This is a genomic window from Streptomyces sp. NPDC039609 (genome assembly GCF_055596705.1).
In genome coordinates this window covers 582627-603961 of the sequence record NZ_JBVIUJ010000005.1, presented here as the reverse complement: position 1 = coordinate 603961, position 21335 = coordinate 582627, and the positions used below count along the sequence as shown (strand labels likewise).

The window sequence follows — 21335 nt, the reverse complement described above, 5'->3', positions numbered from 1 at the left end:
GATACCTTGCGGACACTCCCTAGGCCCGCCGCTCCAGGGGCCGCTGTGCCTCCGCGCCCGCCGCGTCCGTCCTCGTGAACGTACGGCGGTAGGTGCGGGGCGGCACCCCGCGGCGGCGGACGAACTGTTCGCGCAGGACCGCCGCGCTGCCGTAGCCGACGAGACGGGCGATCTCCTCGACCGGCAGGTCGGTCGTCTCCAGGAGCTCCTCCGCCCGGCCGAGCCGCAGGCCGAGGACCCAGGCGTGGGGCGTCGTCCCGGTCGCGGCGGCGAAGCGGCGGGCGAAGGAGCGGCGGCTCATCAGGGCGCGGCGGGCCAGTTCGGCCACGGGCAGCGGCTCGTGGAGGTGGGCCCGGGCCCAGGCGAGGACGCCGGAGAGCCGTTCGTCCTCGCAGTCCTCGGGGACGGGCGCGGTGACGTACTGCGCCTGTCCGCCGTCGCGGTGCGGCGGCAGGACGAGGTCCCGGGCGACCGCGTTCGCGGCGGCCGCTCCGTACTCCCGGCGCAGCAGATGCAGACAGAGGTCGAATCCGGCCGCCGCGCCCGCGCCCGTGATGATCCGGCCCTCGTCGACGTACAGGGCGTCCCGCTCGACGGTCACGGACGGGTGGCGGCTCGCGAGCAGATCGGCGAACCGCCAGTGCGTGGTGGCCCGCAGCCCGTCGAGCAGCCCGGCCGCGGCGAGGGCGAACGCACCGACGCAGTGCGACCCGACCAGCGCGCCGCGTGCGTGGGCGGCGCGGAGCGCGTCGAGCACGGGCGCGGCCGGCGGGGTGCGGAAGTCGGCCCAGGGCAGGACGAGTACGAGATCCGCGGCGGCGAGCCGGTCGAGCCCGTGCTCGACGGCGAGCGGGACGCCGAGGTCGGTCGGGACCTGCCCGGGCCGGTCGGCGCAGAGCGCGAAGTCGAAGCGCGGGAGGCCTGCGGGGGGAGCGCTGAAGACTTCGGAGACGAGGCCGACGGCGAGCATCCCGACGCGGGGCGGGGCGTAGGCGGCGACGTTCAGGAACGGCGTCATGGGGCGGAGTGTGGCATGCGGGGAGCCGGGTGCGCGGGGAGTGTGGCACAAAACCCGCGATGGGTGGCAGTACGGCCACTCGTCGATGGCCTTCCGCCCGGCGAAGCTTGGGCACATGACAGACCAGCCGCGCGGCAACACCGCCAACTACACCGTCCTGACCACCGGTTACACCACCTCCACGGGCCCGGGCGTCGCCGCCACGGTCTCGTACGTGTCCGACGGCGACCGCCATGTGATCGTCGACCCCGGCATGGTCGCGAGCCGCGACCGCATCCTCGGCCCGCTCGCCGAACTGGGCCTGGGCCCGGAGGACATCACCGATGTCGTGCTCAGCCACCACCACCCCGACAACACCATGAACGTGGGCCTGTTCGGCTCGGCGCGCGTCCACGACCACAAGGCGGAGTACCTCGACGACCAGTGGACCGACCGGGACGCCGAGGGCTATGAACTGACCCCGTCCCTGCGCCTGATCCGCACCCCGGGCCACAGCCCCGAGGACATCACTCTCCTCGCCGGTACGGCCGAGGGCGTCGTCGCCTTCGTCGGCGATCTCTGGTGGCGCCCGGACGGCCCGGCCGAGGACCCGGTCGCCCCCGACCGCGACCTCCTCCGTGACAACCGCCTCCGGGTCCTGAAGGCGTCCGACGTGATCGTTCCCGGGCACGGCGCACCGTTCCCCGCCGGCGACGAGGCGGTGCTCTAGGACGGCGCGTTCCCGCTCACCGCGCCCGTCGACCGTCGCGAGGGAACCCCAGGATGTTGTTGCCCGATCCCGCGTCACGGCCCGACGCGTCGTCGCCTCGAGGGAGCCAGGGACGGACAGCCGCACGTCGTGGTGACGCGACGGCTTCACGACTCCCGGGCGACCTCCCGGGCCAGGGCCACCAGCAGCTCCGTCGCCGGGTGGGGGGACGCGTCGCGCCAGGCCAGCAGGACATGGACCGGTGGCGCGTCGGGGAGCGGGCGGTAGGCCACGCCGGGGTGGGGGTGCATGGCGGCCGTCGAGGCCGAGGAGACGCCGACGCCCCGGCCCGCCGCGATCGCCGTCAGCCAGTCGTCGGTGTTGGCGACCGTGAGCGTGGTCGCCGGGCGGCGCGACGGGGGCCAGAGTTCGAGGGTCGTCGTGCCGGAGACGGTGTTGAGGACGACCGTCCCGTCCGCGAGGTCCGCCAGCGTCAGCGACGTACGGGACGCCAGGTCGCTGTCCGTCGGGACGGCGGCGACCCGGCCCTCCGTCGCCAGTTCCTCCGTCGCCAGGCCCGGCGCCTCCACCGGCCCCCGCAGCAGCGCCGCGTCCACCTCGCCCCGTACGAGACCGGCGGTGCGGTCGTCGATGCGCAGGAGCTCCAGGGGCGTCTCGGGGTGCTCGTGCTGCCAGCGCCGGAGCAGGGGAGTGGTGTACGGGCCGAAGGCCGACCACGCGTGCCCGAGCCGCAGGGGGCGCCGGCGCAGTCGCTCCGGGTCCAGGGCCGTGTCGAAGGCGGCGACGGCCGTGGCGGCCCGGTCGTGGAAGGCGCGGCCCTCGGCGGTCAGCGCCAGGTGGTGGGTGGAGCGGTCGACGAGCCGGGTGCCGAGGTGTTTCTCCAGGGCGGCGAGCGTGCGGGAGACGGCGGGCTGCGTGAGGTGGAGCCGGGCCGCCGCCCGCGTCACATTGCCCTCCTCGGCGATGGCGAGAAAGCAGCGGAGATGGCGTAGCTCGATGCTTGTACGGCTCATGCGTTCGGAGCATAACCGCAGCCCAATCGGCATTTCACGCGCCGCGCGGTGGCTCGTAACGTGAGAGGCGGAACCCGATTGACGGGTGCAGTATTCTGGACTGAGAGTCCAGTCTGATGAACTGCGCAAGGGAGTGAGCCGGTGGACAGCCCGGTCAAGGACATTGCCGCCGGGGCGCCGACGAGCGCCGGGACGGTCGCGGGCGGGACGGTCGCGGGCGCGGGGGCGGCGACCGCCTCGGCCTCGGCTCGCGCCACCCGTCTCGGCCCTGTCGCGCTCGTCGTCGCGGGCGGTCTGTCCGTGCAGTTCGGGTCGGCGGTCGCCGTGCTGCTCATGCCCCGCGCCGGCGCCCTCGGCGTCGTCACCCTGCGCCTGGTCCTCGCCGCCGCCGTCCTGCTGATCGTCTGCCGCCCCAAGGTGCGCGGTTACGGTCGCGCCGACTGGGGCACGGTCGTCGCCTTCGGCACCGCCATGGCGGGCATGAACATCCTCTTCTACCAAGCGGCGGACCGGATCCCGCTCGGAGCCGCCGTGACCCTGGAGGTCCTCGGTCCGCTGGTCCTCTCGGTGATCGCCTCGCGCCGGCTGATGAACCTGCTGTGGGCGGGGCTCGCCCTCGGCGGAGTCCTCCTGCTCAGCGGTGGCGGCTTCGACCGGCTCGACCCGGTGGGCGCCGCGTTCGCGCTCGGCGCGGGGGCGATGTGGGCGACGTACATCGTCTTCAGCGCCCGTACCGGCCGGCGCTTCCCGCAGGCGGACGGGCTGGCGCTGGCGATGGCGTTCGGCGCGGTGCTCAGCCTGCCGTTCGGCATCGTCGAGGCGGGCGACAAGCTGCTCGTGCCCTCCACGATCGGCCTCGGCCTCTGTGTGGCGCTGATGTCGTCCGTCCTCCCGTACACCCTCGAACTCCTCGCCCTGCGCCGCCTGCCCGCCCCCACCTTCGCCATCCTGATGAGCCTGGAACCGGCCATCGCCGCGACCGCCGGCTTCCTCGTCCTCAGTCAGGCGCTGGCCCTGACGGACGCGCTCGCGATCGCCCTGGTCATCGCGGCGAGCATGGGCGCGGTCCGCACCCAGGTGAAGCGCGCGGCCCTGCCGCCGGAGGTCTAGTCGGCGGGCGTGTGCCGATCCGGCGCGCCCTGATCCGGCGTGTACTGATCCGCGTACTCGGCGGTCGGCGGGGTCGTCGTGATCACGTCGATCAGCACCCCGTCCGGGGCCCCGACGATGAAGTGCCGCTGGCCGAAGTCCTCCGTGCGCAGCGGGAGCAGTTCGGGCAGCCCCGCCTCGCCGACCAGCCGGCGGTGCTCCGCGTCCACGTCCTCCACCTCGAAATTGAGCAGCAGGCCGCCCTGGGTGGGGGTGCGGTGGCCCTCGGGGAGGGTCGGGTGGCTGTGGTCGAGCAGCGCGAGCTCGTAGTGCGGCGCGTCGGGGCGGCGCAGGCTCACGTACCAGTCGGCCTCGAAGGTCGGCGTGAAGCCGAGATGGCGGGTGTAGAAGTCGCGTGCCGCGGCGACGTCGCGGGTGCAGATCACGGGGTAGAAGCTGTCGAGCCCGGTTCTCATGGCATGACTCCTCTGCGCGTGCGCTCTCTTTCACATACCTCGGGTATGTGAACCGTGCGGCTAGCATACCCCGGGTATGTGAAACGGGAAGGGTGGTGCGTGGCGATGGCGGACGAGCGGGCGGCGGGCAGCCGGGCGGAGCGGCGGGCGGCAACCCGGCGGGCGCTGCTGGCCGAAGGACGACGGCGGTTCGCCGAGGACGGCTACCACGGCGTGGTCCTCGCCGAGGTGGCCCAGGCCGTCGGGGTCACCAAGGGCGCCGCCTACCACCACTTCGAGAGCAAGGCGGGGCTCTTCCGGGCCGTGGTCGCCGAGGTCCAGCACGAACTGGGCGAGCGGGTCGCGGCGGCGGCGGAGGGGCACGCCGACCCCTGGGAGCAGCTGCGCGCCGGCTGCCGGGCCTTCCTCGCGGCCGGCTCGGACCCGGCCGTACGGCGGATCGTGCTGGTCGACGCGCCGAACGTCCTCGGGTGGGAGGAGTGGCGGGCCCTGGACGAGGAGTCCTCCGCCCGGCATCTGACCGAGGTCCTGGCGGCCCTGATCGACGCCGGGATCGTCGCGGAGCAGCCGGTCGAACCCCTGGCGCGCCTGCTGTCGGGCGCGATGAACGAGGCCGCACTCTGGCTGGCTCGCGGCGGCACGCCCGCATCGCTGGACCTGACGATGAACGCCCTGGACGGCCTCCTGTCAGGCCTCCGCCGCCAGGAGCCGTAACGGCGAGGCGCGGCCTGACGATGCGGGGCCTGGTGGCGCGGCCTGGCGATGCGGGGCCGGGTGGCGCGCCCCGGCGATGCGCGGCCGGGTGGCGCGCCCCGGCGGTGCGGGGGCTGGTGGTTCGCCCCGGCGATGCGCGCTCCAGCGAAGCGGCCCGGCGACGCACGCCCGGCCCCCGTGCCCCGGTGAGGCGCCCGGCTTCGTGCCCCGTGCCCGCAGCCCGGGCCGTTCCTCGTGCCCCGGGCTGCACCCCGGCCTCGTGCCCCGTGCCGCACCGCACCCCACGTCCCGGGCCGTGCCGCACCGCACCCCATATCCCGGGCCGCACCGCACCCCGCCTCCCGTCCCGGGCCGCACCGCACCCCGCCTCCCGTCCCGGGCCGCACCGCACCCCGCCTCCCGTCCCGGGCCGCACCGCACCCCGCCTCCCGTCCCGCACCGCACCCCGCCTCCCGGGCCGCCGCCGCGCGGTCGCCTTCCGCGCCCGGCCGCGCGCCTCGCCGTCAGGGCCGCGCCCCTGCCGCATCCCTCCGCGGCGGCGGAGCGCTCGCTCGATCGTGCCCAAGAACTAAAGCAAGCACGCTTGATTGTTTCTCCGTCCGCTGCCATGCTCCTCGGCACACGCCCGTGTCCCGAGGGGAGCGCACCGTGTCCGACCCTGCCGTCGTCCTCGACGATCTGCGCAGCGAGAGCGAGGAAGTCGACCTTCTCGTACGGGGGTTGAGCGACGAGGGATGGGCAGCGCCCACACCCGCCCCCGGCTGGACGATCGCCCACCAGATCGCCCATCTCGCCTGGACCGACCGGGCGGCCCTGCTCGCCGCCACCGATCCCGAGGCCTTCACCGCCGAGGCCGAGAAGGCGCTCGCCGCACCCGACACGTTCGTCGACGACGGGGCGGCGGAGGGCGCCGCGCTCCCGCCCGCCGAGCTGCTCGGACGGTGGCGGGTCGGCCGCGAGCGGCTGCAGAGCGCCCTGCGCGCGGCCCCGCCCGGCGCCCGTTTCCCCTGGTACGGGCCACCCATGAGCGCCATCTCCATGGGCACCGCCCGGCTCATGGAGACCTGGGCGCACGGCCAGGACATCGCCGACGCCCTCGGTGTCGTACGCGAGCCGACCGCCCGGCTGCGCCACGTCGCCTGGATCGGCATCCGCGCCCGCGACTACGCCTATCTCGTCCGGGGGATCACCCCGCCCCCGGAGCCCTTCCGCGTCGAACTGGCCGCCCCCGACGGCGAGGAGTGGGTGTACGGACCCCAGGAAGCGGCCCAGAGGATCACCGGGCCCGCGCTCGACTTCTGTCTGCTCGTCACCCAGCGCGTCCACCCCGACGACACCGCGCTCCGCGCCGAGGGCCCCGACGCCGCGCACTGGCTCACCATCGCCCAGGCCTTCGCGGGCCCCGCCGGCACCGGCCGCGCGCCGCAGGGGGCCTAGTGGACCTCCTCCGTATCGGCAACGCCTCCGGCTTCTACGGCGACCGCTTCGACGCGGTCCGCGAGATGCTCACGGGCGGCGAACTCGACGTCCTCACCGGCGACTACCTCGCCGAACTGACCATGCTCATCCTCGGCCGGGACCTTCTGAAGGACCCGGACGCCGGATACGCCAAGACCTTCCTGCGCCAGATGGAGGAGGGCCTCGGCCTCGCCCACGAGAGCGGCGTCCGCATCGTCACCAACGCCGGTGGTCTCAACCCCGCCGGTCTCGCCGAGGCGCTCGGGGAGCTGAGCCGAAGGCTCGGCATCCCCACCCGTATCGCGTACGTCGAGGGCGACCGCCTCCCCACCGAGCACGGAGTGCTCACCGCCAACGCCTACCTCGGCGGCGCCGGGATCGCCGCCTGCCTGACGGCCGCCGCCGATGTCGTCGTCACCGGCCGCGTCACCGACGCCGCCCTCGTCACCGGGCCGGCGCAGTGGCGCTTCGGCTGGGGTCCGGAGGAGTACGACAAGCTGGCGGGCGCGGTCGTCGCGGGCCACGTCCTGGAGTGCGGTACCCAGGCCACCGGCGGCAACTACGCCTTCTTCACCGACCACGACCCGCGCGCGCTGCGCCGCCCCGGCTTCCCGCTCGCCGAACTCCGCTCCGACGGCAGCGCCGTCATCACCAAGCACCCCGGCACCGGTGGCGTCGTCGACCTCGGCACGGTCACCGCACAGCTCCTGTACGAGACGTCGGGCGCGCGCTACGCGGGGCCCGACGTGACCGCCCGGCTCGACACCGTACGGCTCACCCAGGACGGGCCGGACCGGGTGCGGATCGACGGCGTACGGGGCGAGGCGCCGCCGCCCACCCTCAAGGCGGGGTTCACCAGGATCGGCGGCCACCGCAACGAGGTCGTCCTCGTCCTCACGGGTCTCGACATCGAGGCCAAGGCCCAGCTCGTCAGGGAGCAGATCGAGGACGCCTTCGAGCGCTCCAAGTCCCGCCCCGCCGACGTCCGCTGGGAGCTTGCCCGTACCGATCACGCGGACGCCGCGACCGAGGAGACCGCGAGCGCGCTGCTCCGTCTCGTCGTCCGCGACCCCGCCCCCGAGCCCGTCGGCCGTGCCCTCAGCGGCGCCGCGATCGAACTGGCCCTCGCGAGCTACCCCGGTTTCCACGTCACCGCCCCGCCCGGCAAGGGCGCGCCCTACGGCGTCTTCGAGGCCCGGCACGTCCCGGCCGCCGACGTCCCGCACACCGCCGTCCTGCCCGACGGGAGCCGCGTCACCCTCCCCGTACCCGACCGCACCCGGGAACTGGCGCCGCTCGACCCACCTCCGCTGCCCGAGCCGCTCCCCGAGGGCCCGGTGCGACGAGCACCGCTCGGGCGCGTCGCCGGGGCCCGCAGCGGCGACAAGGGAGGCGACGCGAACATCGGCGTCTGGGTCCGCACCGACGACGCGTGGCGCTGGCTCGTCCACACCCTCACGGTCGAGCGGCTCAAGCGACTTCTGCCGGAGACCGCCGGGCTGGACGTCGTACGGCACGTCCTGCCGAACCTGCGCGCGGTGAACTTCGTCGTCACCGGCCTCCTCGGCGAGGGCGTCGCCTCCCAGGCCCGCTTCGACCCCCAGGCCAAGGCACTCGGCGAGTGGCTCCGCGCCCGCGAACTCGACGTACCGGAAGAGCTCCTGTGACCGCCCCGGAGGAACTGCTGTGACCGTCCTCGCCTCCGCCCTCGACACGGGCGGACCCGACTACGCGGCCCACCGCGCCGCCATGCTCGACAAGCTGGCCGCCCTCGACACCGAGCACGCCAAGGCGCTCGCGGGCGGCGGCGAGAAGTACACCGCACGGCACCGCAAGCGCGGCAAGATGCTCGCCCGCGAACGCATCGAGCTCCTCGTCGACCCGGACACCCCGTTCCTGGAACTGTCCCCGCTCGCCGCCTGGGGCAGCGACTATCCGGTGGGGGCGTCGATCGTCACCGGTATCGGCGTCGTCGAGGGCGTCGAGTGCCTGATCACCGCCAACGACCCGACCGTGCGCGGCGGTGCCTCCAACCCGTGGACGCTGAAGAAGGCCCTGCGCGCCAACGAGATCGCGTACGCCAACCGGCTTCCCGTGATCTCGCTCGTCGAGTCCGGCGGCGCCGATCTGCCGTCCCAGAAGGAGATCTTCATCCCCGGCGGGGCGCTCTTCCGCGACCTGACCAGGCTCTCCGCCGCCGGCATCCCCACCATCGCCGTGGTCTTCGGCAACTCGACGGCCGGCGGGGCGTACGTCCCCGGCATGTCGGACCACACCGTGATGATCAAGGAGCGGTCCAAGGTCTTCCTCGGCGGTCCTCCGCTGGTGAAGATGGCGACGGGGGAGGAGAGCGACGACGAGTCGCTCGGCGGCGCGGAGATGCACGCCCGCACCTCCGGTCTCGCCGACCACTACGCCGTCGACGAGGCCGACGCGCTGCGCCAGGCGCGGCGGATCGTCGCCCGCCTCAACCACCGCAAGGCGCACGCCGATCCGGCGATCGCGGAGCCCCCGAAGTACGACGAGGACGAGCTGCTCGGGATCGTGCCGGGTGACCTGAAGACCCCGTTCGATCCGCGCGAGGTCATCGCCCGGGTCGTGGACGGCTCGGACTTCGACGAGTTCAAGCCGCTGTACGGGCCGAGCCTGGTGACGGGCTGGGCGGAGCTGCACGGCTATCCGGTCGGCATCCTCGCCAACGCCCAGGGCGTGCTCTTCAGCGCCGAGTCGCAGAAGGCGGCGCAGTTCATCCAGCTCGCCAACCAGCGCGACATCCCGCTGGTCTTCCTGCACAACACCACCGGCTACATGGTCGGCAAGGAGTACGAGCAGGGCGGCATCATCAAGCACGGCGCGATGATGATCAACGCGGTGTCGAACTCGAAGGTGCCGCACCTGTCCGTGCTGATGGGCGCGTCGTACGGCGCCGGGCACTACGGGATGTGCGGCCGGGCCTACGACCCGCGCTTTCTCTTCGCCTGGCCGAGCGCCAAGTCGGCCGTCATGGGCCCGCAGCAGCTGGCCGGCGTCCTGTCGATCGTCGCCCGGGCGAGCGCCGCCGCGAAGGGGCAGCCGTACGACGACGAGGCCGACGCCGGGCTGCGCGCGATGGTCGAGGCGCAGATCGAGTCGGAGTCGCTGCCGATGTTCCTGTCCGGGCGGCTGTACGACGACGGCGTCATCGACCCCCGCGACACGCGCACGGTCCTCGGGCTGTGCCTGTCCGCGATCCACACGGCACCGGTCGAGGGCGCGCGCGGCTTCGGCGTCTTCCGCATGTGAGGCTCCACCGGATCACCGCAACCATCAATTGAGGAACCACCGCGGCGAGCAACCAGCTCCGCGAGAACGGCGGCGGTTCAGCCGCGAAGGCAGAGGGAGAGGCTCCATGATCCGTTCAGTCCTCGTCGCGAACCGGGGCGAGATCGCCTGCCGGGTGTTCCGTGCGTGCCGGGAGCTGGGCATCGGGACGGTCGCCGTGTACTCGGACGCGGACGCCTCCGCCCTGCACGTACGGGAGGCGGACGCGGCGGTACGGCTGCCGGGGGCGACGCCCGCGGAGACGTATCTGCGCGGCGACCTCGTCGTGAAGGCGGCGCTGGCGGCGGGCGCGGACGCGGTGCACCCGGGGTACGGCTTCCTGTCGGAGAACCCGGAGTTCGCCCAGCAGGTCCTGGACGCGGGCCTGGTGTGGATCGGCCCTCCGCCGTCCGCGATCGAGGCGATGGCCTCCAAGACGCGGGCGAAGGAGCTGCTCGGGATCGCCCCGCTGGTGGCCGCCGACGTCACGGAGGCCGACCTGCCGGTCCTGGTGAAGGCGGCTGCGGGCGGCGGCGGGCGCGGCATGCGGATCGTGCGGGACCTCGGCGCCCTGGAGGGAGAGCTGACGGCCGCCTCGGCGGAGGCGGCGAGCGCGTTCGGCGACGGCGAGGTGTTCGTCGAGCCGTACGTGGAGAACGGCCGCCATGTGGAGGTCCAGATCCTCGCGGACGGCCACGGGACGGTCTGGGCGCTCGGCACCCGCGACTGCTCGCTCCAGCGCCGCCACCAGAAGGTGATCGAGGAGGCCCCGGCGCCGGGCCTGCCGCCGTCGCTCGTCGCGGAGCTCCACGACCGTTCGGTGTCGGCGGCGAAGGCGGTCGGCTATGTCGGCGCGGGCACGGTCGAGTTCCTGGTCGCGGACGACCGGGCGCACTTCCTGGAGATGAACACACGCCTCCAGGTGGAGCACCCGGTGACGGAGGAGGTCCACCGGGTGGACCTGGTGGCCCTCCAGATCGCGGTTGCGGAAGGCGGGGCCCTGCCCCCGGAGCCCCCGTCCCCCCAGGGCCACGCGATCGAGGCACGCCTGTATGCGGAGGACCCGGCCGGAGGCTGGACGCCTCAGACGGGCACACTGCACGCCCTCGAGTTCCCCGTGGGCTCCCGCGTCGACACCGGCTACGTCTCCGGGGACACCATCGGGGTCCATTACGACGCCATGCTCGCCAAGGTCGTCGTCCACGCGCCCACCCGCGCCGAGGCCGTCCGCAAGCTGGCCCACGTACTGGAGCGGGCACGGATCCACGGGCCCGTGACCAACAGGGACCTGCTCGTCGCGAGCCTGCGGCACCCCGAGTTCCACGACACCTCGCGCCTCGACACCGGCTTCTACGAGCGGAACCTGGACGCCCTCACGCAGGCCCCGCCCGGCGAGGCGCACGCGGCCGTCGCCGCCGCGCTCGCGCAGGCCGAGGGGAGCCGTGGGCGGTTCGGGGGAGGGTGGCGGAACCTCGCCTCGCAGGACCAGGTCAGGGTGTACGGCGACCACGAGGTCCGCTACCGGCCCACTCGTGACGGCGGCGCCGGGTACAACGTCACCGTCCCTGAGGGCGTCCGCCCCGTGAGCGTCGCCCCCGACCGCGTACGGCTCGAAGTGGACGGTGTCGTACGGGATTTCGAGGTCGCCCGGCACGGTGACACCGTCCACGTCGGCCCGCACCGGCTCACCGTGCGGCCCCGCTTCCCCGACCCCACCGACCAGCGGGAGCCCGGCTCCCTGCTCGCGCCGATGCCCGGCACCGTCGTCCGCGTCGCCGACGGCCTCGCGCCCGGCGCGCGGGTCACCGCCGGGCAGCCGCTCCTCTGGCTGGAGGCCATGAAGATGGAGCACCGCGTCATCGCCCCCGCCTCCGGCACGCTCACCGCGCTCCACGCCGTCCCCGGCCGCCAGGTCGAGGTCGGCGCCCTGCTCGCCGTCGTACAGACCGATGCACAGGAGGACCAGACCGTATGAGCACCATGATCGAAAGCGAAGAGCTCACCGCGCTCCGTGCCGCCGTCTCCGCGCTCGGCCACCGCCACGGCCCCGGCTTCGACCGGGCCACCCTGTGGGCCGAGGCGGGCAAGCTCGGCTACCTCGGGGTGAACCTGCCGGAGGAGTACGGCGGCGGAGGCGGCGGCATGGCCGAGCTGTCGATCGTCCTGGAGGAGGCCGGGGCCGCCGGCGCACCGCTCCTGATGATGGTGGTCTCGCCCGCGATCTGCGGCACGGTCATCGCCCGTTTCGGCACGGAGGAGCAGAAGCAGGCGTGGCTGCCGGGTCTGGCGGACGGCTCGCGCACGATGGCCTTCGGTATCACCGAGCCCGACGCGGGCTCGAACTCGCACCGCATCACGACCACCGCGACCCGTACGGAGGAGGGCTGGGTCCTCAACGGCCGCAAGGTGTTCGTGTCGGGCGTCGACATCGCCGACGCGACCCTGATCGTGGGCCGTACGTCGGACGCCCGCACGGGCACGCTCAAGCCCTGTCTCTTCATCGTCCCGCGCGACGCCCCCGGCTTCCAGCGTCGGCACATCGAGATGGAACTCGACGCGAACGAGAAGCAGTTCGAGCTGACCATCGACGATGTGCACCTGCCGGCCGACGCGCTCGTCGGCGACGAGGACGCGGGTCTGCTCCAGCTCTTCGCGGGGCTCAACCCGGAGCGGATCATGACGGCCGCCTTCGCGATCGGCATGGGGCGGTACGCCCTCGCGCAGGCCGTGAAGTACGCGAAGGAGCGCCAGGTCTGGAAGACCCCGATCGGCGCCCACCAGGCCATCGCCCACCCCCTGGCCCAGGCCCACATCGAGCTGGAACTGGCCCGCCTGATGATGGCCAAGGCCGCGCACCTGTACGACGCGGGTGACGACATCGGGGCGGGCGAGGCCGCCAACATGGCGAAGTACGCGGCGGCCGAGGCCTGTGTGAAGGCCGTCGATCAGGCTGTCCACACGCTCGGCGGCAACGGTCTCACCCGTGAGTTCGGTCTCGCCCGTCTGATCGCCGCGTCCCGCGTGGCCCGGATTGCCCCCGTCAGCCGGGAGATGATCCTCAACTACGTGTCGGTGCACACGCTGGGGCTGCCCAAGTCGTATTGAGGAGACGGCAGTTCCGGCGTTCTTCGGTCGGTCCCGTTCCCTCCGGAAGACCCGAGGAGGGAACGGGGCGGCGGTCGGTCACTCCTCGTCGGCGGCGTGACTGTCGCCGAGGAGGGCGACCTCGCCGATCCAGCGCCGGATCTCCGCTCCGAAGTCCACCCGTCCGACCTCGTGATGGGCGGCCACGAAGCGCAGGGCGGGCGGCTTGCTCTTCCAGTACCGCTCGTGAACGGCGGCCTTGCGGAGGAAGATCTCGCAGCCGACGGCGTTGGTGTGGAAGTTCAGCTCCAGCTCGCGCGGGCGCTCGTGCCCGGGCGACTGATCGACGAGAAGGAGGCTCTGCCGCCGGTAGACGTGGTACTCGGTGCGGGGGATGGTGTCGGTGACGATCCGGGATCCCTCGCACACGTAGCCCTCGGCGGCGAAGGACTCGAGAACCGTCTCGTGCAGGGGCAACGCGCTGATGTGCACGAGGTCGTCATCCGTCCGGGCCTTGATCCCCTCGGCCTCGACCTCGGTGTGCAGGCCCAGGTGGACCCCCAGCTTCTGCCCCTTGACCTCGGTCAGCGGGGTCTCCCACTTGAGCCGGTGGCGGATCCGGACCCGCCTCTCCTCGCCCTTCTCCAGGGTGAAGTAGCCGCTCACGCTCGGGTAGTCGAACGTGTCGCCGCTCTCCCCGTCGCCGTCGCCCTTGTGGGCCACCGGTGCGTCGGTGACGAGCCTCAGGCTTATCGACTTCACCTCGACCCTGCGTTCGGGGGCGCGCAGCACCACCTCACCGGTCAGAAGTCCCCCAGGCAGCGCCGGTTCGGACTCCACGAGGGTGTCGATCTCGAGCGGTACGCCGCCCTTGCCCAGCAATCGTTTGAAGACCATGCGCGCAGGCTAACCGGTTGTGATCATTCTGTGTGCGGGCCTCGACATTTCGTGCACGGCGGTCATCGCTCTCGAATCATGCAGGCACGCTTGATTGTTTCCCTGGAGTGCTGACAAGGTCTCCCCAAGTCGTACCGACACACGCGATCCTGGCGACCACCTTCCACCTCTCCAGGGGGCCTGCATGGTGTTCCACAGCGAGTACGAGGCCGTCTCCACCGTTTCCCTCCCCATCCACGAGGCCGTCCTCGGCCGGGCCGCAGAGTTCGGGGACGCCCCCGCGCTGATCGACGGGGCCGGTGGGCCCACCCTCACCTATGCCCAGGTCGACGCCTTCCACCGGCAGGTCGCCGCAGGGCTCGCCGAGGCAGGAGTCCGCAAGGGGGACGTGCTCGCCCTGCACAGCCCCAACACCGTGCTGTTCCCCATCGCGTTCTACGCCGCCACCCGGGCCGGCGCGTCCGTCACCACCGTCCATCCGCTCTCCACGGCGGAGGAGTTCGCCAAGCAGCTCCGCGACTCCTCCGCCCGCTGGATCGTCACCGTCTCGCCGCTCCTGGAACCGGCCCGGCGGGCCGCCGAACTCGCGGGCGGGATCGAGGAGATCTTCGTCTGCGACCAGGCGCCCGAAGGGGACGGCATCCGCTCACTCCAGTCGATGCTCGCCACCACCGCCCCCGAGCCTGCCCTGGAGTTCGACCCGGACGAGGACATCGCCGCCCTGCCGTATTCCTCCGGCACCACCGGGGTCCCCAAGGGCGTGATGCTCACCCACACCTCGATCGCCACCAACCTCGCCCAGCTCGAACCCTTCATCCCCATGGGCCCGGGCGACCGCATCCTCGCCGTCCTGCCCTTCTTCCACATCTACGGGCTGACCGCCCTGATGAACGCCCCGCTGCGGCAGGGCGCGACCGTCGTCGTCCTGCCCCGGTTCGAACTCGACCAGTTCCTCGCCGCGATCCAGAACCACCGCATCAACGGCCTGTACGTGGCCCCGCCGATCGTCCTCGCGCTCGCCAAGCACCCGGCCGTCGCCGACTACGACCTGTCCTCCCTGGAGTACATCGTCAGCGCCGCCGCCCCGCTCGACGCCTCCCTCGCCGAGGCGTGCTCGGCCCGGCTGAAGCTGCCGCCCGTCCGCCAGGCGTACGGCATGACCGAGCTGTCCCCCGGCACGCACGTCGTCCCCCTCGACGCCGTGAACCCTCCGCCCGGCGCCGTCGGCAAGCTGCTCCCCTCCACCGAGATGCGGATCCTGTCCCTCGACGACCCGACGAAGGACACCGAGCCGGGTACGGAAGGAGAGGTCGCCATCCGGGGTCCGCAGGTCATGAAGGGCTACCTGGGCCGCCCCGACGCCACCGCCGACATGATCGACGCCGACGGCTGGGTGCACACCGGCGACATAGGCCGGGTCGACGAGAACGGCTGGCTCTTCGTCGTCGACCGGGTCAAGGAACTCATCAAGTACAAGGGCTTCCAGGTCGCCCCGGCCGAGCTGGAGGCCCTGCTGCTCACCCACGAGGGGATCGCCGACGCGGCCGTGATCGGCGTGCACGACGAGGACGGCGCCGAGATACCCAAGGCGTTCGTCGTCCGACAGGCGAGCGCGGCCGACCTGAACGGCGAGGACGTCATGGCGTACGTGGCCGGCAAGGTCGCCCCGTACAAGAAGATCAGGCGTGTGGAGTTCGTCGACGGGGTGCCGCGCGCCGCGTCGGGGAAGATCCTGCGCCGCGAACTGAGGGACCGCGAGTGAAGCTCGACCGTGGCATCGCCACCCTGACGCTGGACTGTCCGGAGAACCGCAACGCCCTCTCGGCCGCCCTGGTGGCCGAGTTGGCGGAGGCGCTCACCGAGTGCGGCGAGGATCCGGCCGTACGCGCGGTGGTCCTCACGCACACCGGCTCGACGTTCAGCGCGGGCGCCGACCTGAAGGCCCCGCCGAGTCCGTACGCCTTCGTCGACCTGCTCCGGCAGATCGTCGAGCTGCCGAAGCCCGTGGTGGGCGTGGTGCGCGGCCATGTGCGCGCCGGCGGCCTGGGGCTGCTCGGGGCGTGCGACATCGTGGTCGCCTCCGAGGGCTCGGACTTCGCGCTGACGGAGGTACGGATCGGGGTCGCGCCCGCCGTCATCTCGCTGACGCTGCTGCCCAAGCTGGAGCAGCGGGCGGCGGAGCGGTACTACCTGACGGGGGAGCGGTTCGGCACGGCGGACGCCGTACGGATGGGTCTGGTGACCGCCACCGAGGACGACCTGGACGCGATCCTGGACGGGCTGCGCAAGGGGTCCCCGCAGGGGCTGGCAGAGTCGAAGCGCCTGGTCACGGCTAGAGTCCTGGAGACCTTCGAGCGCGACGCGGAGGACCTGGTCCAGAGGTCGGCCTCGCTCTTCGCCTCCGCCGAGGCGCGCGAAGGGATGACGGCCTTCCTCGAACGACGGGACCCTGAATGGCGGCTCTGACCGGCCCGAAGCAGGACAGGAGCCGCGCCACCCGGCAGCGGCTCCTGGAGGCGGCGGTGTCCTGCCTGGCCGAACACGGCTGGGCGGGCTCCACCGTCTCCGTGGTGGCCGAGCGCGCCGGGGTCTCGCGCGGCGCCGCGCAGCACCACTTCCCCACCCGGGAGGACCTGTTCACGGCGGCCGTCGAGTACGTCGCCGAGGAACGCTCCCACGCCCTGCGCACCCTCCCGGCGCGCGACCGCCGCGAGGCCGTCGGCGCCCTGGTCGACCTCTTCACCGGACCGCTCTTCCGCGCGGCCCTCCACCTCTGGGTGGCCGCGGCCCACGAGCCCCAGCTCCACGCCCGGGTCACCGAGCTGGAGGCCAGGGTCGGCCGCGAGTCCCACCGCATGGCGGTCTCCCTCCTGGCCGCGGACGAGTCCGTCCCGGGCGTACGGGAGACGGTGCAGGGCCTCCTCGACATGGCCCGCGGCCTGGGCCTCGCCACCCTCCTGACCGACGACAAGGCGCGCCGCGAACGGATCGTGGCCCAGTGGTCGAAGCTCCTGGACGACGCACTGGGCTGAGCCCCGAGGTCCGCCCCCGTCGACCGGCGGGTCGCCCGCGCGGCGGGCCCTCTCGCCCCGGGCCGTTCGGCTTCCCGGGTCGGTCGACTGTCCTGACCCGTCGGCCGCCCGGCCCCGTGAGACCTCAGGCCGGTACGGACAGCGCGGCGAGGTAGCCGGTCAGCGCGGCCGCGGTGCCGGCGAGGGGGAAACGGGCGCCGAGCTGCCCGTCCGGGCGCACCAGGAACCCGGTCGGCCCGTCGGGGCGGTAGATCCGGGCGAACTCGCCCGCCGCGTCGACGTACCCGGGGACGCTCCCGGTACCGGCGGCCGAGGCCGCCTCGCCGGCGAGCACCGCGACCGTCTGCAGGCTGCTCTCGGGCCCCTGCCCGTCGGGTCCGGATCCGGGGAGTCCGGCGAGGGCCACCGGCTCCGCGCCGGGCGCCTTCCGCCCGCCGACCGCGGCGGCGACCACCGCGCCCGCCTCGGCGGCCCTGGCGAGGTCGGCGGGGGCGGTCGCGTACAGCAGCAGCACGTGCCCGGTGCGGCCGCGCAGGACGTCGAGCAGACGCAGCGGGTACGCGGCAATGGGGACGGTCAGGCCGCCGCAGTCGGGGGCCCGATCGCCGGGCTGGGGCGCGTCGACCGGCCCGTACGGGCTGCCCGCGAGCGGGCCGTCCCGGTAGGCGACCAGCAGTTGGGCCTCCCGGAGCATCAGGGTGCTCGGGTCCTCGGGGTCGCTCTCCATCCCCTGCCTCGCGTGGCGCACGGTCCGGCCCACCACCTCTTCGCCGACGGGGCGGCGCTCGGCGTCGTAACTGGCGAGCAGGGCCGGCCCGGCCTCCCCGTCGAGGACGAGGGCGAGCTTCCAGGCCAGGTTGCAGGCGTCCTGGATGCCGGTGTTCATGCCCTGGGCGCCGGTGGGCGGGTGGATGTGGGCGGCGTCGCCTGCGACGAAGACCCGGCCCTCGCCGTAGCGGTCGACGATCCGGTGGCTGATGCGGAAGACGGAGGACCAGCGCAGCGCGGAGACGCGGGTGGGGGTGGGGGCCAGCCGGTCGACCACGGCCTGGATGTGGGACAGCTCCGGCGCCCGGCTGCCCTCCAGACCGTGCGCCACGCCGTCGCCGCCCGCGTCACGCCCCTGCGCGGACAGCTCCGGCGGGACCATCATCGACATGCGGAAGCGGCCCGTGCCGGGCAGCGGGATGCAGACCAGCACGTCGTCGGTCGAGCCGTCCTCGGCGTGGCGCAGGGACCGCAGGCCGTAGCCGTACGGCAGGTCCCAGTCGGCCTCGACGTCGCCCAGCATGTACTCCTCGGGGAAGGCCCCGCCCTCGTAGCTGAGGCCGAGGCCCTTGCGGACGGTGCTGTGGGCACCGTCGCAGCCGATCAGATACCGGGTGCGCAGCTCCTCGTCGGCGCCGGCGCCGGTCCGCAGCCGTGCGGTCACCCCGTCCTCGTCCTGGGCGAACGACAGCAGCTCGGTGCCGCGTTCCACGGTGGTGTCCAGACCCGCGACGTACTCCTCCAGGAGTCGCTCGGTCTCGTACTGCGGCAGCGCGGCGAATCCGTACGGCACCTCAGGGGGCAGCGCGAGGTCGACCCGCGCGACCTCCCGGCCGTTGACAAGGATCAACTGGCCGCGCAGCGGGACGGCGGCCTCCAGGACGGAGCGGGCCAGCCCCATCCGGTCCCAGATCTCCAGGGTGCGCGGCTGGATGCCGACCGCTTTGGCGTACGGCAGCCGGGCCGGCAGCCGGTCGACGAGCCGGCAGCGCACCCCGCGGCGGCGTAGTTCGGCGGCCGCGGTCAGCCCCACGGGGCCGGCGCCCACGATCAGTACGTCGGTTGTACGGGTGTCTGCCACGGGTGCCTCCCAGTGCACCTGGCCCCCGGACCGGTCCCGAACACCATGGTCGCCCGGGGGCGTGACCCGCGCCACATACGTCTCGCCCGCCCCGCAGTACGCTGGTCCCATGCTTTCGCTCGTACGCCGCCGCCACGTGGACTTCGTCCGCGTCACGAGCATGGGCTGTCGGCGCTCCGCCTGACCTCGAAGCCCCCAGATCCACTTCAGGCACCCGCGCCCCCGCCCCACCCCTGGCGGCGCGCCCGGGCCCCGTACACCCCGCGGACGCACACCATGACGCACACCTCGTACAGCTCCCAGCTCCCCATCGTCGACCTCGCCGCCGCCGACCGCGGCCCCCAGGCCCGGCGACTGCTCCATGCGCAGCTCCACAGCGCCGCCCACGACGTCGGCTTCTTCCAGCTGGTCGGGCACGGTGTGACCGAGGCCGAGACCCGGGCGCTCACCTCCGCCATGCGGGCCTTCTTCGCGCTGCCGGAGGCCGACCGGATCGCCCTCGACACCACCAACTCGCCGCACTTCCGCGGCTACACCCGCATCGGTGACGAGCGCACCGGCGGCTCCCGCGACTGGCGCGACCAGCTCGACATCGGCGCCGAGCGCCCCGCGCGCGTCCCGGGCCCCGGCGAGGCTCCGTACTGGTGGCTCCAGGGCCCGAACCAGTGGCCCGCCGCCCTCCCCGAGCTGCGGTCGGCCGCCCTGAACTGGGTCGAGCGCCTCAGCGGGGTCGCCGAGCGGCTGCTGCACGAGCTGCTCGCCTCGATCGGCGCGCCCGCCGGCTTCTACGACGACGTCTTCGGCGACCGGGCCCACCCGCACCTCAAGCTGGTGCGCTACCCGGGAAGCGCCGGCGACGGCGCCGACCAGGGCGTCGGCGCGCACAAGGACTACGGCTTCCTGACCCTGCTCCTGCAGGACCACGTCGGCGGCCTCCAGGTCGAGCGCGAGGACGGCGCCTTCCACGACGTGCCGCCGCTGCCCGGCGCGTTCGTCGTCAACCTGGGCGAGCTCCTCGAAGTGGCGACCAACGGCTATCTGATCGCCACCAACCACCGGGTGGTCTCTCCGCCCGCGGCGACGGAGCGCTACTCCGTCCCGTTCTTCTACAACCCGCGGCTCGACGCGCGGATCGCCCCGCTCGCCTTCCCGTACGCCTCGGCGGCGCCCGGGATCACGACCGACCCGGCGAACCCGCTGTTCGCCGAGTACGGCCGCAACGAGCTGAAGGGCAAGCTGCGCGCCCACCCGCTGGCGGCGGCCCGTCATCACGCGGACCTGCTGCTCGCGGAGGAGCGCCAGCTCACCACCGCCTGACCGGGCCCGCCCCGGGGGCGCTGACAGGGCCTGCCCCGGCGGTCGGCGGGACCTTGACATGGCCAGGCACGGCCCGCGGTCGCGGTGCCGGGCGGGCCCCTGACTTGCAGGCACGGCCCGCGGTCGCGGTGCCAGCGGGCCCCTGACATGGATCGGCCCGGCCCCGCGGTCGCGGTGCCGGGCTCGGCCGGGGCGGGCTGTGCGGGCTCGCCCCGGGATACTTGTGCCTGTGCGGGCTCAGCCCGCGAACGCCGCCAGGTCGGCGTAGCCCGCGATCTCCTGCGGGTCGCGTCGGCCGGGGCCGATGTACCGCGCCGACGGCCGCACCAGGCGTCCGGTGCGCTTCTGCTCCAGGATGTGCGCCGACCAGCCGGCTGTACGGGCGCAGCTGAACATCGACGTGAACATGTGCGCCGGGACCTCGGCGAAGTCGAGCACGATCGCCGCCCAGAACTCGACGTTCGTCGCGAGGACGCGGTCGGGGCGGCGGTTGTGCAGCTCCTCCAGGGCGGCCTTCTCCAGCGCCTCGGCGACCTCGAAGCGCGGCGCGGCGAGTTCCTTGGCCGTACGGCGCAGAACGCGGGCGCGCGGGTCCTCGGCGCGGTAGACGCGGTGGCCGAAGCCCATCAGTCGCTCACCGCGGTCGAGGGCCTGCCGCACGTACGCCTTCGCGTCGCCGGTCCGCTCGATCTCCTCGATCATGCCGAGGACGCGGGACGGGGCGCCGCCGTGCAGCGGGCCGGACATGGCGCCGACGGCGCCGGACAGGGCGGCGGCCACGTCGGCGCCGGTGGAGGCGATGACGCGCGCGGTGAACGTGGAGGCGTTCATGCCGTGCTCGGCGGCCGAGGTCCAGTACGCGTCGACGGCCTTGACGTGCTTCGGGTCCGGCTCGCCGCGCCAGCGGATCATGAACCGCTCGACGACCGACTGGGCCTTGTCGATCTCGCTCTGGGGCACCATCGGCAGACCCTGGCCGCGCGCCGACTGGGCGACGTACGACAGCGCCATGACGGCGGCCCGGGCGAGGTCCTCGCGGGCCTGCTCGGCATCGATGTCGAGGAGCGGCTTCAGGCCCCACACCGGGGCGAGCATGGCGAGCGCGGACTGGACGTCGACGCGGATGTCGCCGGAGTGCACCGGGATCGGGAAGGGCTCGGCCGGCGGCAGGCCGGGGTCGAAGGCGCCGTCGACCAGCAGACCCCAGACATTGCCGAACGAGACGTGACCGACCAGATCCTCGATGTCGACGCCGCGGTACCGAAGAGCGCCGCCCTCCTTGTCCGGTTCGGCGATCTCCGTTTCGAACGCGACGACTCCCTCGAGTCCGGGTACGAAGTCGGACATCAGGCGGCTCCTCTATCGATGATCAATCATCC

The 21335-nt window shown here is 73.4% G+C and carries 18 protein-coding genes; 12 read left to right on the top strand and 6 right to left on the bottom strand.

The genetic code is table 11. The annotated features are described in order from the left end of the window. Positions 1-19 precede the first annotated feature (19 nt). Positions 20-1018 (bottom strand): GlxA family transcriptional regulator, encoded by a 999-nt coding sequence (locus ACZ561_RS18170; protein ID WP_470995797.1) that lies wholly within the window; start codon positions 1016-1018, stop codon positions 20-22. A gap of 115 nt (positions 1019-1133) precedes the next feature. Between ACZ561_RS18170 and ACZ561_RS18165 the strand changes: the two genes are divergently transcribed. Then, positions 1134-1727, top strand: a complete 594-nt coding sequence (locus tag ACZ561_RS18165; RefSeq protein WP_470995794.1) for an MBL fold metallo-hydrolase — start codon at positions 1134-1136, stop codon at positions 1725-1727. 146 nt (positions 1728-1873) lie between these two features. Here the strand turns inward: ACZ561_RS18165 and ACZ561_RS18160 are convergent, their stop codons facing one another. Continuing rightward, positions 1874-2773, bottom strand: coding sequence for a LysR family transcriptional regulator (locus ACZ561_RS18160; protein WP_470995791.1), 900 nt, complete (start codon positions 2771-2773; stop codon positions 1874-1876). Positions 2774-2902: 129 nt separating this feature from the next. On the opposite strand from ACZ561_RS18160, the gene ACZ561_RS18155 reads away from it, so the two are divergent. After that, on the top strand, positions 2903-3850 hold the full coding sequence (locus ACZ561_RS18155; RefSeq protein WP_470995921.1) for an EamA family transporter: 948 nt from the start codon (positions 2903-2905) through the stop codon (positions 3848-3850). Here the strand turns inward: ACZ561_RS18155 and ACZ561_RS18150 are convergent. Next, positions 3847-4305, bottom strand: a complete 459-nt coding sequence (locus ACZ561_RS18150) for a VOC family protein (protein ID WP_470995788.1) — start codon at positions 4303-4305, stop codon at positions 3847-3849. The genes ACZ561_RS18155 and ACZ561_RS18150 overlap by 4 nt on opposite strands. Before the next feature lie 105 nt (positions 4306-4410). Here ACZ561_RS18150 and ACZ561_RS18145 point away from each other — a divergent pair, with 105 nt between their 5' ends. The 6 genes from ACZ561_RS18145 to ACZ561_RS18120 all read left to right on the top strand — a co-directional run bounded on the left by ACZ561_RS18145 (position 4411) and on the right by ACZ561_RS18120 (position 12882). Next, on the top strand, positions 4411-5019 hold the full coding sequence (locus ACZ561_RS18145) for a TetR/AcrR family transcriptional regulator (RefSeq protein ID WP_470995919.1): 609 nt from the start codon (positions 4411-4413) through the stop codon (positions 5017-5019). Between the two features lie 648 nt (positions 5020-5667). Then, positions 5668-6456 carry a TIGR03084 family metal-binding protein gene (locus ACZ561_RS18140; protein ID WP_470995785.1) on the top strand — a complete coding sequence of 263 codons (789 nt, stop codon included), beginning with the start codon at positions 5668-5670 and terminating at the stop codon, positions 6454-6456. Then, positions 6456-8144: an acyclic terpene utilization AtuA family protein gene (locus tag ACZ561_RS18135; RefSeq protein WP_470995782.1), complete on the top strand. Its 1689-nt coding sequence runs from the start codon at positions 6456-6458 to the stop codon at positions 8142-8144. Before ACZ561_RS18140 ends, ACZ561_RS18135 begins: the two co-directional genes overlap by 1 nt. Positions 8145-8163: 19 nt before the next feature. Further along, positions 8164-9759: an acyl-CoA carboxylase subunit beta gene (locus ACZ561_RS18130; protein WP_470995779.1), complete on the top strand. Its 1596-nt coding sequence runs from the start codon at positions 8164-8166 to the stop codon at positions 9757-9759. Positions 9760-9865: 106 nt separating this feature from the next. After that, positions 9866-11752, top strand: coding sequence for an acetyl/propionyl/methylcrotonyl-CoA carboxylase subunit alpha (locus ACZ561_RS18125; RefSeq protein ID WP_470995775.1), 1887 nt, complete (start codon positions 9866-9868; stop codon positions 11750-11752). After that, positions 11749-12882, top strand: coding sequence for an acyl-CoA dehydrogenase family protein (locus ACZ561_RS18120; RefSeq protein ID WP_470995772.1), 1134 nt, complete (start codon positions 11749-11751; stop codon positions 12880-12882). Before ACZ561_RS18125 ends, ACZ561_RS18120 begins: the two co-directional genes overlap by 4 nt. 78 nt (positions 12883-12960) lie before the next feature. On the opposite strand, the gene ACZ561_RS18115 is transcribed toward ACZ561_RS18120, so the two are convergent. After that, positions 12961-13758 (bottom strand): sporulation protein, encoded by a 798-nt coding sequence (locus ACZ561_RS18115; protein WP_470995770.1) that lies wholly within the window; start codon positions 13756-13758, stop codon positions 12961-12963. 184 nt (positions 13759-13942) lie between these two features. Here ACZ561_RS18115 and ACZ561_RS18110 point away from each other — a divergent pair, with 184 nt between their 5' ends. The 3 genes from ACZ561_RS18110 to ACZ561_RS18100 are packed head-to-tail and all read left to right on the top strand — an operon-like array spanning position 13943 to position 16790. Then, a complete protein-coding gene (locus ACZ561_RS18110; RefSeq protein ID WP_470995767.1) occupies positions 13943-15520 on the top strand; it encodes a 4-coumarate--CoA ligase family protein in 1578 nt (525 codons plus the stop codon). Next, complete coding sequence (locus tag ACZ561_RS18105; RefSeq protein WP_470995764.1) at positions 15517-16224, top strand: enoyl-CoA hydratase family protein; 708 nt, start codon at positions 15517-15519, stop codon at positions 16222-16224. The genes ACZ561_RS18110 and ACZ561_RS18105 overlap by 4 nt, the downstream gene beginning before the upstream one ends. Further along, positions 16212-16790 (top strand): TetR/AcrR family transcriptional regulator, encoded by a 579-nt coding sequence (locus ACZ561_RS18100; protein WP_376432153.1) that lies wholly within the window; start codon positions 16212-16214, stop codon positions 16788-16790. The genes ACZ561_RS18105 and ACZ561_RS18100 overlap by 13 nt, the downstream gene beginning before the upstream one ends. A 124-nt stretch (positions 16791-16914) precedes the next feature. Here ACZ561_RS18100 and ACZ561_RS18095 read toward each other — a convergent pair whose 3' ends face one another. Further along, entirely contained in the window at positions 16915-18639 is a 1725-nt protein-coding gene (locus ACZ561_RS18095) for an FAD-dependent monooxygenase (RefSeq protein ID WP_470995761.1), read from the bottom strand. Positions 18640-18915: 276 nt separating this feature from the next. On the opposite strand from ACZ561_RS18095, the gene ACZ561_RS18090 reads away from it, so the two are divergent. Further along, positions 18916-19956, top strand: coding sequence for an isopenicillin N synthase family dioxygenase (locus tag ACZ561_RS18090; protein ID WP_470995758.1), 1041 nt, complete (start codon positions 18916-18918; stop codon positions 19954-19956). A 237-nt stretch (positions 19957-20193) separates the two neighbouring features. Here ACZ561_RS18090 and ACZ561_RS18085 read toward each other — a convergent pair whose 3' ends face one another. Continuing rightward, entirely contained in the window at positions 20194-21303 is a 1110-nt protein-coding gene (locus tag ACZ561_RS18085) for a citrate synthase 2 (protein ID WP_376432147.1), read from the bottom strand. Positions 21304-21335 lie beyond the last annotated feature (32 nt).

Bases quoted from the DNA above. Each gene is read 5' to 3' on its own strand.
- ACZ561_RS18160 (WP_470995791.1), bottom strand. From the start codon at position 2,773: ATGCCGATTGGGCTGCGGTTATGCTCCGAACGCATGAGCCGTACAAGC.
- ACZ561_RS18120 (WP_470995772.1), top strand. From the start codon at position 11,749: ATGAGCACCATGATCGAAAGCGAAGAGCTCACCGCGCTCCGTGCCGCC.
- ACZ561_RS18125 (WP_470995775.1), top strand. From the start codon at position 9,866: ATGATCCGTTCAGTCCTCGTCGCGAACCGGGGCGAGATCGCCTGCCGG.
- ACZ561_RS18090 (WP_470995758.1), top strand. From the start codon at position 18,916: ATGACGCACACCTCGTACAGCTCCCAGCTCCCCATCGTCGACCTCGCC.
- ACZ561_RS18115 (WP_470995770.1), bottom strand. From the start codon at position 13,758: ATGGTCTTCAAACGATTGCTGGGCAAGGGCGGCGTACCGCTCGAGATC.
- ACZ561_RS18100 (WP_376432153.1), top strand. From the start codon at position 16,212: ATGGCGGCTCTGACCGGCCCGAAGCAGGACAGGAGCCGCGCCACCCGG.
- ACZ561_RS18150 (WP_470995788.1), bottom strand. From the start codon at position 4,305: ATGAGAACCGGGCTCGACAGCTTCTACCCCGTGATCTGCACCCGCGAC.
- ACZ561_RS18165 (WP_470995794.1), top strand. From the start codon at position 1,134: ATGACAGACCAGCCGCGCGGCAACACCGCCAACTACACCGTCCTGACC.
- ACZ561_RS18170 (WP_470995797.1), bottom strand. From the start codon at position 1,018: ATGACGCCGTTCCTGAACGTCGCCGCCTACGCCCCGCCCCGCGTCGGG.
- ACZ561_RS18110 (WP_470995767.1), top strand. From the start codon at position 13,943: ATGGTGTTCCACAGCGAGTACGAGGCCGTCTCCACCGTTTCCCTCCCC.
- ACZ561_RS18085 (WP_376432147.1), bottom strand. From the start codon at position 21,303: ATGTCCGACTTCGTACCCGGACTCGAGGGAGTCGTCGCGTTCGAAACG.
- ACZ561_RS18145 (WP_470995919.1), top strand. From the start codon at position 4,411: ATGGCGGACGAGCGGGCGGCGGGCAGCCGGGCGGAGCGGCGGGCGGCA.